Here is an 11594-nt window from a genome sequence, read left to right as displayed (position 1 = left end):
GCTCATTCCTCCCACAACTGGACGGTTTTCAGGATGTCGCGGCGGTTGGCTTTCTTCGCACCGAACATGTTGGTGTCGGAGCTGCCGCTGCAGCCGCTACCAAAGCTGAAACCGCAACCGGAGCGCTCGGCAAAGGCGTCGCTCATGGCGTCTTCACGGTGCGCGCTCGGTACCACAAAGCGGTCTTCGTAGTTGGCGATTGCCAGGTAGCGATACATCTCCTCGACCTGCGCCACACTCAGGCCGACATCCGCCAGCACCTGCAGGTCCTGCACGCCGTCGACTTGTTCGGAACGTTTGTAGGCGCGCATCGCCAGCAAGCGTTTAAGCGCACGCTTGACCGGTTTTTCATCACCCGCCGTCAGCAGGTTCGCCAGGTACTTCAGGGGAATACGCAGGCTGTCGACATCCGGGATCACCCCGTTCATGCCGACGGTGCCGGCGGTCGCGGCGTTCTGGATCGGCGACAGTGGCGGCACGTACCAGACCATCGGCAAGGTGCGGTATTCCGGGTGCAGCGGCAGGGCGAGTTTCCAGTCCACGGCCATTTTGTAGACCGGCGAACGCTGAGCGGAATCGATCACCGATTGCGGTACGCCATCGGCCAGGGCCTGACGAATCACTGCCGGATCGTTCGGATCGAGGAAGATCTCCAGTTGTTTCTCATACAGGTCCTGCTCATTGGCGGTGCTCGCCACTTCGCTGATGCGGTCGGCGTCATACAGCAGCACGCCGAGGTAGCGGATGCGCCCGACGCAAGTTTCCGCGCAAACGGTCGGCATCCCGGCTTCGATACGCGGGTAGCAGAAGATGCATTTCTCGGACTTACCGCTTTTCCAGTTGAAATAGATCTTCTTGTACGGGCAGCCGCTGATGCACATCCGCCAGCCACGGCATTTTTCCTGGTCGATCAGGACGATGCCGTCTTCTTCACGCTTGTAGATCGCACCGCTCGGGCACGATGCCGCGCACGTCGGGTTGAGGCAGTGCTCGCACAGGCGCGGCAAATACATCATGAACGTGTTTTCGTACTCGCCGTAAATGTCCGCCTGAATCTTGTCGAAGTTCTTGTCCTTGCGACGTTTGGCGAATTCGGTGCCGAGGATTTCTTCCCAGTTCGGACCCCACTCGATTTTTTCCATGCGCTTGCCGGAGATCAGCGAACGCGGACGCGCGGTGGGCTGATGCTCGCCCAGCGGCGCGGTGTGCAGGTGCTGGTAATCGAAGTCGAACGGTTCGTAGTAGTCGTCGAGGCTCGGCAGGTCCGGGTTGGCGAAAATGTTTGCCAGCACGCGGAATTTACCGCCGATGCGCGGGTTGATCGTGCCGTTGGCGTTGCGGATCCAGCCGCCCTTCCACTTGTCCTGGTTTTCCCATTCTTTCGGGTAGCCGATCCCGGGTTTTGATTCGACGTTGTTGAACCAGGCGTATTCCATGCCTTCGCGGCTGGTCCAGACGTTTTTGCAGGTGATCGAACAGGTGTGGCAACCGATGCATTTGTCCAGGTTCAGAACCATGCCGATTTGTGAGCGAATCTTCATCTCAGTTCTCCTCAATATCGGTCGGCAGCGGACGTGGCAGGTCATCGCCACTTGAACCATCGAGCCAGTCGACTTTGGACATTTTGCGCACCACGACGAATTCATCGCGGTTGCAACCGACCGTGCCGTAATAGTTGAAACCGTAGGCTTGCTGCGCATAGCCGCCGATCATGTGGGTCGGCTTGAGCACGACGCGGGTAACCGAGTTGTGATGGCCGCCACGGGTCTTGGTGGTTTCCGAACCTGGCACGTTCACGATCCGTTCCTGTGCGTGATACATCATCACCATGCCGTCCTTGACGCGCTGGCTGACCACCGCCCGGGCGGTCAGTGCACCGTTGACGTTGAAGCACTCGATCCAGTCGTTGTCCTCGATGCCGGCGCTTTTCGCGTCATTCTCCGAAAGCCAAACAATCGGCCCGCCGCGGCTGAGGGTGAGCATCAGCAGGTTGTCGCTGTAGGTGCTGTGGATGCCCCATTTCTGATGCGGGGTAATCCAGTTCAGGACGATTTCGATCTCGCCGTTGCTGCGCTTGCCTTTCACCCCTTCGATGGTGCGGGTGTTGACCGGCGGCCGATAACTCATCAGTTGCTCGCCGAACGCCTGCATCCACGGGTGATCCTGATAGAACTGCTGGCGACCGGTGATGGTGCGCCACGGGATCCCTTCGTGAACGTTGGTGTAGCCGGCGTTGTAGCTGACGTGATCGTCTTCGAGGCCCGACCAGGTCGGGCTGGAAATGATCTTGCGCGGCTGTGCCTGAATGTCGCGAAACCGAATCGCCTCGTGGGCCTTGGACAGCGCCAGGTGGCTGTGATCGATGCCGGTGAATTCCGACAGCGCAGCCCAGGCCTTGACCGCAACCTGGCCGTTGGTTTCTGGTGCCAGGGACAGAATCACTTCTGCCGCATCGATGGCCGTGTCGATTTTCGGCCGACCCTGGCTGATACCGGCATCGCCTTCTTTGTGATTGAGTTCACCGAGGAACTTCACCTCGTCTTCGGTGTTCCAGTTGATGCCCTTGCCGCCGTTGCCGTGTTTTTCCAGCAATGGCCCGAGGGACGAGAACTGTTTGTAGATGTTCGGGTAGTCACGCTCGACCACATGCAGGTTGGGTGCGTTCTTGCCCGGCACCGGTGCCACGCCGTCGCTTTTCCAGTCGGTGCCGCCAAACGGTTGGGCCAGTTCGCCAACGCTGTCGTGCATCAGCGGGATGGTCACCAGATCCTTTTCAACGCCCAGGTGCCCTTCGGACATACTGGAAAACGCCTTGGCGATGCCTTTGTAGATTTCCCAGTCGGAACGCGATTCCCACGCCGGGTCGATCGCTGCCGACAACGGGTGAATGAACGGGTGCATGTCCGAGGTGTTCATGTCGTCTTTTTCATACCAGGTTGCGGTCGGCAACACGATGTCGGAATAGACGCAGGTCGAGGACATACGGAAGTCCAGCGTGGTGACCAGATCGAGCTTGCCGATGGCGCCCTCATCCACCCATTCGGCTTCTTCAGGTTTGCAATCGCCGACCTGGCCGATGTCTTCGTTCATCACCCCGTTTTTGGTGCCCAGCAGGTACTTGAGCATGTACTCGTGGCCCTTGCCCGAGGAGCCCAGCAGGTTGGAACGCCAGATAAACATGTTGCGCGGGAAGTTGACAGGGCTGTCCGGCTGTTCGCAAGAGAAGCGCAGCGAACCGTCCTGCAGCGACTTGACCACGTAGTCTTTCGGGTCCATGCCGGCCGCCGCCGCGTCACGGCAAATGTGCAAAGGGTTAGTGTTGAGTTGCGGTGCGCTGGGCAACCAGCCGGCGCGTTCGGCGCGGATGTTGTAGTCCAGGGCATGCTCGGGGAATTTTGATTTATCGGCCAATGGCGAGAGCACGTCGTGCATGCTCATCTTCTCGTGGCGCCACTGCGAACTGTGGGCGTAGAAGAAGCTGGTGCCGTTCATCTGGCGAGGCGGACGGTTCCAGTCCAGGCCGAACGCCAATGGCAGCCAGCCGCATTGCGGACGGAGTTTTTCCTGGCCAACGTAGTGCGCCCAACCGCCACCGGTCTGACCGACACACCCACAGAGCATGAGCATGTTGATCAGCCCGCGGTAGTTCATGTCCATGTGGTACCAGTGGTTCATCGCCGCGCCGACGATGATCATCGAGCGGCCCTTGGTCTTGTCGGCGTTGTCGGCGAACTCACGGGCGATCTGGATGGCCTTCTCGCGGCTGACGCCAGTGATCTGCTCCTGCCAGGCCGGGGTGCCGGGCACCGAGGCGTCGTTGTAATCCTTGGCCACGTTTTCGCCGCCGAGGCCGCGATCGATGGCCAGGTTGGCAGCCGACAGGTCGAACACGGTGGCGACTTTGGCCACGCTGCCGTCCGCCAGCACCACGCTGTGTACCGGCACGCGGCGGTATTGCACGGCATCGCCGGCCACGTGCTGGAAGTGTTCGTGGGACTCGCCGGCAAAATACGGGAACGCCACTTCGGCCACGTCATCGCCGATCAGGCTCAGCTTCAGATCGATCTCACGGCCTTCGCCGCCTTCGCGGGGAAGGATGTTCCACTTGCCCTTCTCGCCCCAGCGATAGCCGATGGAGCCCTGAGGGGACACCAGTTCGCCACTGACATCCAGCGCGATGATTTTCCATTCCGGGTTGTTTTCCTGGCCGAGGTTGTCGGTCAGGTCGCTGGCGCGCAGGAAACGGTCTGGCTGGTAACCGGCGCCCGGTGCCTTGTCGACCATTTGCTTGAGCAGCACCAGCACCGGCAAATCGGTGAAGCGCTTGGCATAGTCGGTGAAATAGGCGCTCGGTTTGTCCAGGTGGAATTCTTTGAAGATCACATGGTTGAACGCCTGGGCCAGCGCCGCATCGGTGCCTTGTTTAGGGTTCAGCCACAGGTCGGTGAGTTTGGCGACTTCCGAGTAATCCGGGGTGATCGCGACCGTCTTGGTGCCCTTGTAACGGACTTCGGTGAAGAAGTGCGCGTCGGGGGTACGGGTCTGCGGGACGTTGGAACCCCAGGCAATGATGTAGTTGGAGTTGTACCAGTCGGCCGATTCCGGCACGTCGGTCTGCTCGCCCCAGACCATCGGCGAGGCCGGTGGCAAGTCGCAGTACCAGTCGTAGAAACTCAGGCAGGCGCCACCGATCAGCGACAGGTAACGCGAGCCTGCGGCATAGCTGACCATCGACATGGCCGGGATCGGCGAGAAGCCGACGATCCGGTCCGGGCCGTATTGCTTGATCGTATAGACGTTGGCCGCGGCAATGATCTCGTTGACTTCCTCCCAGTTGGAGCGGATGAAGCCACCCATGCCACGCTTGCTTTTATAGGAGTCGGCCTTGGCCTTGTCCTCGACGATGCTGGCCCAGGCTTCCACTGGCGCCATGGTCTGCCGCGCATCGCGCCAGAGCTTGAGCAATGGCTTGCGGATTTTCGGGTACTTGAGCCGGTTGGCGCTGTAGATGTACCAGCTGTAACTGGCACCACGCGGACAGCCACGGGGCTCATGGTTCGGCAGATCGTTACGGGTACGCGGGTAGTCGGTCTGCTGGGTTTCCCAGGTGATCAGGCCGTTCTTGACGTAGATTTTCCACGAGCAGGAACCGGTGCAGTTCACCCCGTGGGTGGAACGCACGATCTTGTCGTACTGCCAGCGCGAACGGTAGACGTTCTCCCAGTCACGCGACTCTTTGCGGGTCTCGCCATGACCGTCGGAAAATTCGTTTTGCTTGCGGTTGAAAAACCGCAACTGATCCAGTAAATGACTCACGGTGTAGTCCTCTCAGGCTTTGTCGCGGGGTCTGTGCCCCGCCCACGCAATGGTTGGATTCGGCTCGACTCAGCAGGGTGTCGCGGCGCCTTTGCGCGCGTACCACCACCACGTCACCACGATGCAGCTCAGGTAAAAGCCGACGAACATGTAGAAGGCCATCTCCGGGCCGCCGGTCAGGGCCATCGAAGAACCGAAGGATTTGGGAATGAAGAACGCACCGAAGGCGCCCATGGCCGAACTGAAGCCCAGGACGGCGGCGGACTCTTTGCCGGCATTTTTCAGCGCTTGTTCGCGCACGGCGGCTGATTTTCCAGCCGAGGCTTTCTCATGCTGGGTGCGGAAGATCACCGGGATCATGCGGAAGGTGGAGCCATTGCCGACGCCGGTGGTGATGAACAGCAGCATGAACATACCGAGGAAGCCGTAGAAGTTACCGCCCTGGCCGCTTTCGGGAAGAAAGTGCAGAACACCGAAGACCATCACGATCATCAGCACGAAGTTCCACAAGGTCACTTTCGCGCCACCGAGCTTGTCGGCCAGCCAGCCACCCAATGGCCGTACCAGAGCGCCAACCAGTGGACCGAGAAAGGCAAACTTCAAGGCAATGACGTCAGGAAACGAGGTTTTGATCAGCAGCGGAAACGCGGCGGAGAAACCGATGAACGAACCGAAGGTCGCCAGGTACAACCAGCACATCAGCCAGTTGTGTTTGCGCTTGAAGATCACCGCCTGTTCGCTGAACGAGGCCCGGGCACTGGACAGATCATTCATGCCAAACCAGGCCAGCACGGTCACCAGGACAATAAACGGCACCCAGATGAAGCCGGCGTTCTGCAACCACAACTGGCCGCCGTCCGGCAGTGCTTGCGGCGAGCCGCCCATGAAACCGAACACACCGAAGGTAATCACCAGCGGCACACAGAACTGCATCACCGAGACGCCCAGGTTACCCAGCCCCGCGTTGAGGCCAAGGGCAGTGCCCTGCTGCGACTTGGGATAGAAGAAACTGATGTTGGACATGCTCGACGCGAAGTTGCCGCCACCAAAACCGCAGAGCAACGCAATCAACACGAACACGCTGTAGGAGGTGCTCGGGTCCTGCACGGCGAAGCCCATCCAGATCGATGGCAACAACAGCGACGCGGTGCTCAGGGCGGTCCAGCGACGGCCACCGAAGATCGGCACCATAAAGGAATAGAAGATCCGCAAGGTCGCCCCGGACAGCCCCGGCAACGCCGCCAGCCAGAACAGCTGGTCGGTGGTGAAGGAGAAACCGATGGCGTTCAAACGCACGATCACCGTGCTCCAGACCATCCACACCGCAAAGGCCAGCAGCAGCGCAGGAATGGAAATCCACAAGTTGCGCGTGGCGGTCTGTTTACCGCTACTTCCCCAGAACGCGGGGTCCTCGGGGCGCCAGTCATGAATGACCGGGCCTTTGTCAGGCTTTTGCAGAACGGACATGTTCTTCTCCTAGGGCAATGCTGGAAATCGGGGACGGTGTCAGCAGCGGCGCTTTACCCAGCACCGGGCTTTTGCGTATTTCGCTGAAGTACATCCAGGTGAGGGAGACCCAGACCACGCCGTACATCAACATGAAGCAGGAAGAGCGCACGCCGGTGAGGTCCACCAAGGCGCCGAACAGGATTGGCAACACGAAGCCGCCCAGGCCACCGGCGAGGCCGACGATGCCGGACACCGCACCCATGTTTTTCGGGTAGTCATTGGCGATGTATTTGAAGACCGAGGCCTTGCCGAACGCGAAGGCGATGCCCATGACGAACAGCAGTACGGTGAACAGCGCAGGGTTGAGGCCGATGTGAAAATCCACCGGGCCGTTGATCGTTTGCACTTGCAGTTGGGTCTGGGGATACGAGAGCAGGAACAGGCAGATCCAGCTGACCCACAACACCCACCAGGTCACGCTTTGCGCACCCCAGCGATCCGACATCCAGCCACCGACCGCACGCAGCACGCCACCGGGCAGGGAAAAACAGGCCGCCAGCAGCGCCGCGCTTTGCAGGCTGAAACCGTATTCCTGTACGTAGTATTTGGTCATCCACAGCGCGAGGGCGACGTAGCCACCGAAGACGATCGAGTAGTACTGGCAGTAGCGCCACACGGCCGGGTCCTTCAGCGAACTCAATTGCTCACGCAACGTGGCGCCCGAAGCGCTGCGGTGGTTTTTGTTCTCTGCGCTGAGGAACCAGAACAACAGCGCGGTGATAAATAGAATGGCGCTGAAAACTTTCGGCACCAACTGCCAGCTGCCGGCAGCGATCAATGCCGGGGCCAGAAACTTGGTCACCGCGGCTCCGGCGTTACCGGCGCCGAAGATGCCCATGGCGAAGCCCTGATTCTCCTTGTCGAACCATTTGGCGACGTAGGCAATCCCCACCGAGAACGAGCCGCCGGCCAGGCCGACGAACAAGCCCAGCACCAGGAACTGCCAATAGGCGGTGGCGTGACTGATCAGGTACAGCGGCGCGACGCAGGCCAGCATCAGCAGGAAGAACACGCTGCGCCCACCAAAGCGGTCGGTCAGCAGCCCCAGTGGCAGACGCACCAGCGAACCGGTCAGCACCGGCGTCGCGGCCAGCAGACCGAACTGGGTTTCGTTGAGCTGGAGAAGGTCCTTGATCGGCACCCCGAGCACGGCAAACATCATCCAGACCATGAAGCAGACAGTGAAGGCCAATGTGCTCATGCCCAGCACCAGGCCTTGTCGTACACGGGGTTCGGTCACAATGCTCTCCAGTCAGTTAGCCATGGCGGCAGACTAGAGAGGCCAACCCCGCAAAAACTTGACCTACGTCAACGAAGCCCATGGGGGCATAGGCCTATGCTTGCGGGGTCTACCTCTAAGGAGGTAGTACAGAAGAACCCTGAAACCGTTTATTTATCAGTGTCTTAAGGTTTTTCGCCAAGGTTTTTGCTGACAAGGATCAGTCGACAACTCTTTAGAGGTAGCGCGCCCGGGATCGGCGGCAAAGCCCTGATCTGGGGTTCCACATGCTCTGTTTTCCTGAAATTTTCCGGGACCTGCGCTGATGATGCGCTGGTTGCGCAGCTCCCTGCCCGCTCGCGCCGGGCTGGCCGTAATCCTGATCGCCGTGCTCGCCCTCGCCAGTTCGTTGAGCGCCGGACTGATCGCCTGGTTCAGCCAGGGTGATGCGGCTGCCATCAACACCGCAGGCTCTGTGCGCATGGAGACTTACCACCTGAGCTGGAAACTGGCCGCAGGGGCAACCGGCGAAGAAATCCTCGCCATCACCGACAGCCTGCAAACCCGTCTAAACAGCCAGTCACTCAAAGCCGTGCTGGAAGATGGCCCGACCACTGCGCTGCAGATCAGCTACGGGCAAATCCAGCAACAATGGAACGAGGATTTGCGTCCGGCACTGGAGCGCGGTGATGCCGCCTATTTTCAGGCCCAGGCCTTGTCCTTCGTTGAGCAACTGAACCATTTCGTCGACCTGTTGCAGCGCCAAAGCGAACAGAAGCAAGGCTGGCAACAAGTTATCCAGGGCTTGGCGCTGTTCACCACGATGATCGTCCTGCTGCTTGGGCTTTACGAACTGCAATATGGCGTGGTCACGCCCTTGAAAGAGTTGGTGGACGCGACCCAGCGTTTTCGTCGTGGCGATTTCAAGGTGCGGGTCAACCATCAGTCCCAGGACGAATTGGGCCAATTGGCCATGAGTTTCAACGCCATGGCCGAGACGATCGAAGACTCGCATCGCACCCTTGAGAGTCAGGTGCAGCAAAAAACCCTGAACCTGCAACAAGCCAATGCTGCCCTTGAATTGCTGTACCAAAGCAGTCGAAGCCTTGCCACACGCCTGGCCAATGCCGAAGGTTTGGATGAGTTGATCCGGCGCTTCCAGCAACGCCTGCCCGGCTTGCGCCTGTCGCTGTGCCTTCAAGGTCAATTGCAGGCCCCGGCCCAACAGTTGCTCGCCCTGCATGGCGCCAACATCCGCGAAGTCTGCGCCAGCAGCGATTGCGCCACGTGCCAGAAGCACCATAAAGCCAGCCCACAAACCTTCAGCATCAGCAACCAGGGCAGCGAACTGGGTGAGCTCAAGGCGCATTTTGTCGATGGACACCCGACGCAAGCCTGGGAAACCCAACTGATCCAGGCCCTGGCCAACCTGATCGGCACCTCGCTCTCGCTCAAGCGCCAACGGGAACAGGATCATCGCCTGCTGCTGCTCGACGAACGCACGATCATTGCCCGCGAGCTGCACGACTCACTGGCCCAGGCCCTGTCTTACATGAAGCTGCAAGTCAGCCGCCTGCAAACCCTGATGCGTCGTGGCGAACCGATCGAGACCCTGGAAAACGTCACCGCCGAACTGCGCGAAGGGTTGAACAATGCCTACCGCCAGTTACGCGAATTGCTGACCACCTTTCGCTTGCAGATTCACGATGCGGGGCTGGTGCAGGAGCTCAAGGACACCGCCGAAGAGTTCTCCCGTCGCGGGGAGTGCCAGGTGCACCTGCACGTCGACGCGCTGGCCTTTCAATTATCGGCCAGCGAACAAATCCACATTCTGCAGATCACCCGCGAGGCGCTCTCCAATTGCCTGCGTCACGCCCATGCGCAAAACGCCTGGCTGCAACTGCGTCAGGACGGTGAAACCGTGAGGCTGATCGTCGAAGACGACGGGCGTGGCTTCAGCGGCAACGTCGACCAACGCGAGCATCACGGCCTGAAAATCATGGATGAGCGGGCCCGCAGCTTGCGCGGTCAACTCGAAATAGTCTCCAGGGAGCCGCAAGGCACCCGTGTCCAACTGGAATTCCAACCGGAGTTTCTGGGACAAAAAACAGAAGGTAGCGTCACATGAACCCGTCCCTGCAACACACCATCCTGCTGGTCGATGACCATCCGATGATGCGTCACGGCATCCGCCAGATGCTCGAACTCGAAGATGATTTCCTGATCGTCGGTGAAGCCAGCAACGGTGAAGAAGCGCTCGGACTGATCGAGCCGCTGCAACCGGATCTGGTGTTGCTCGATAACAACATGCCGGTGATGAATGGCATTGAAACCCTGCGCCAGTTACGGGCGATGCACTACACCGGCAAGGTGCTGCTATTCACGGTATCGGATGCCGAAGACGATATTCGCGACGCACTGCGTCTGGATGCCGACGGCTACCTGCTCAAGGACATGGAGCCCGAACTGTTGATTCAGTACATCCGCAATGCCTTGAACGGCGAATTGGTGATCAGCCCGGGGCTGACCCAGGTCATGGCCCAGGCACTGCGCTCACCCCAGCGCCAGACCGTGGTGGAACTGACCGAGCGTGAACGTCAGGTGCTGAAAACCATCGCCAGCGGCTTCAGCAACAAAGTCATCGGGCACAAGCTCGGCATCACTGAAGGGACGGTCAAGGTTCATGTGAAAAACCTGCTGCACAAACTCGGCTTGCGCTCGCGGGTCGAGGCCGCCGTATGGGCCATGGAACATCTGCGCAATGCCGGATGACGGGTATGCCTCTTTGGAGGTAGGCCGGCAGAGGCATAGGTCATCTGGCCGACGCTCTCTACTATGAGCGTCAGCGGAGGTACGCCATGCTGACCCACCCTTCCATCGTTTTAACGTTGCGCCGTCACCATCTGTTCAGCCAACTACCGGAGAAAATCTTCGAGGAAGTCTGCGGCCTGGCGATGCTCAAGCGCCTGAGTTGTCACAGCACACTCATGCACCAAGGGGATCCGGCCAAGCGTTTCTTCCTGTTGGTCAGCGGCCAGATCAAGTTGTATCGGCTGACCGGCGAAGGCCAGGAGAATCTGGTGGAGATCATCCAGCCGGGCCAGACCTTTGCCGAAGCCTTACTGTTCAGCCAGGCCCGTCTCTACCCGGTCAGCGCCACGGCGCTGAAAGACAGCGTACTGGTGAGTATCGAGGGCAACCACTACCGCAATGCCCTGGAAGATCAGCCGAAAGTCTGCCTGGCGATCCTGGCGAGCATGAGCGTGCACCTGCACCTGCGTCTGCGCGACATCGACACCTTGACCATGGCCAGTGCGAGCCGCCGGGTGATCAATTTCCTGTTGCAGGAACGCAACCCGGTCAGCGGTTTGATTGTGTTGCAGGTGTCCAAACGCCTGGTGGCCTCGAAGCTGGGCATTCAGCCGGAAACCTTTTCGCGGATCTTGCACCGCCTGGTGGACAGCGGCCTGATCGCGATGGAACGCCGCAATATCAGCATCCTCGCCGAAGAGGATCTCGCGGCCTTCCAATAGTCGTAATTGACCGCCGT

General features: G+C 59.8%; 7 protein-coding genes. 3 read left to right on the top strand and 4 right to left on the bottom strand.

The features are described from left to right. Window positions 1-2 precede the first annotated feature (2 nt). The 4 genes from narH to RHP74_RS14370 form a co-directional block, all read right to left on the bottom strand. Window positions 3-1541 (bottom strand): nitrate reductase subunit beta, encoded by a 1539-nt coding sequence (gene narH / locus RHP74_RS14385; protein WP_010460230.1) that lies wholly within the window; start codon window positions 1539-1541, stop codon window positions 3-5. Window position 1542: 1 nt separating this feature from the next. Then, window positions 1543-5316: a nitrate reductase subunit alpha gene (locus RHP74_RS14380; protein WP_311100092.1), complete on the bottom strand. Its 3774-nt coding sequence runs from the start codon at window positions 5314-5316 to the stop codon at window positions 1543-1545. Window positions 5317-5385: 69 nt separating this feature from the next. Beyond that, a complete protein-coding gene (locus RHP74_RS14375; protein WP_145307108.1) occupies window positions 5386-6783 on the bottom strand; it encodes a NarK family nitrate/nitrite MFS transporter in 1398 nt (465 codons plus the stop codon). Then, on the bottom strand, window positions 6761-8065 hold the full coding sequence (locus RHP74_RS14370; protein WP_077748434.1) for a nitrate/nitrite transporter: 1305 nt from the start codon (window positions 8063-8065) through the stop codon (window positions 6761-6763). Before RHP74_RS14370 ends, RHP74_RS14375 begins: the two co-directional genes overlap by 23 nt. A 304-nt stretch (window positions 8066-8369) precedes the next feature. Between RHP74_RS14370 and RHP74_RS14365 the strand changes: the two genes are divergently transcribed. The 3 genes from RHP74_RS14365 (at window position 8370) to RHP74_RS14355 (ending at window position 11577) form a co-directional block, all read left to right on the top strand. After that, window positions 8370-10172 (top strand): HAMP domain-containing protein, encoded by a 1803-nt coding sequence (locus RHP74_RS14365; protein WP_311100089.1) that lies wholly within the window; start codon window positions 8370-8372, stop codon window positions 10170-10172. After that, window positions 10169-10816 (top strand): two-component system response regulator NarL, encoded by a 648-nt coding sequence (narL, locus tag RHP74_RS14360; protein ID WP_010460222.1) that lies wholly within the window; start codon window positions 10169-10171, stop codon window positions 10814-10816. The genes RHP74_RS14365 and narL overlap by 4 nt, the downstream gene beginning before the upstream one ends. An 86-nt stretch (window positions 10817-10902) precedes the next feature. Next, window positions 10903-11577, top strand: a complete 675-nt coding sequence (locus RHP74_RS14355; RefSeq protein ID WP_010460219.1) for a Crp/Fnr family transcriptional regulator — start codon at window positions 10903-10905, stop codon at window positions 11575-11577. The last annotated feature ends 17 nt before the right edge of the window (window positions 11578-11594 follow it).

The organism is Pseudomonas sp. SG20052 (assembly GCF_031766055.1).
GTDB classification, from domain to species: domain Bacteria; phylum Pseudomonadota; class Gammaproteobacteria; order Pseudomonadales; family Pseudomonadaceae; genus Aquipseudomonas; species Aquipseudomonas mandelii.
The sequence above is the reverse complement of the archived record's forward strand: the minus strand, read 5'-3'. Positions and strand labels throughout refer to the sequence as shown.

Bases quoted from the DNA above. Each gene is read 5' to 3' on its own strand.
- narH (WP_010460230.1), bottom strand. From the start codon at position 1,541: ATGAAGATTCGCTCACAAATCGGCATGGTTCTGAACCTGGACAAATGC.
- RHP74_RS14375 (WP_145307108.1), bottom strand. From the start codon at position 6,783: ATGTCCGTTCTGCAAAAGCCTGACAAAGGCCCGGTCATTCATGACTGG.
- RHP74_RS14365 (WP_311100089.1), top strand. From the start codon at position 8,370: ATGATGCGCTGGTTGCGCAGCTCCCTGCCCGCTCGCGCCGGGCTGGCC.
- narL (WP_010460222.1), top strand. From the start codon at position 10,169: ATGAACCCGTCCCTGCAACACACCATCCTGCTGGTCGATGACCATCCG.
- RHP74_RS14355 (WP_010460219.1), top strand. From the start codon at position 10,903: ATGCTGACCCACCCTTCCATCGTTTTAACGTTGCGCCGTCACCATCTG.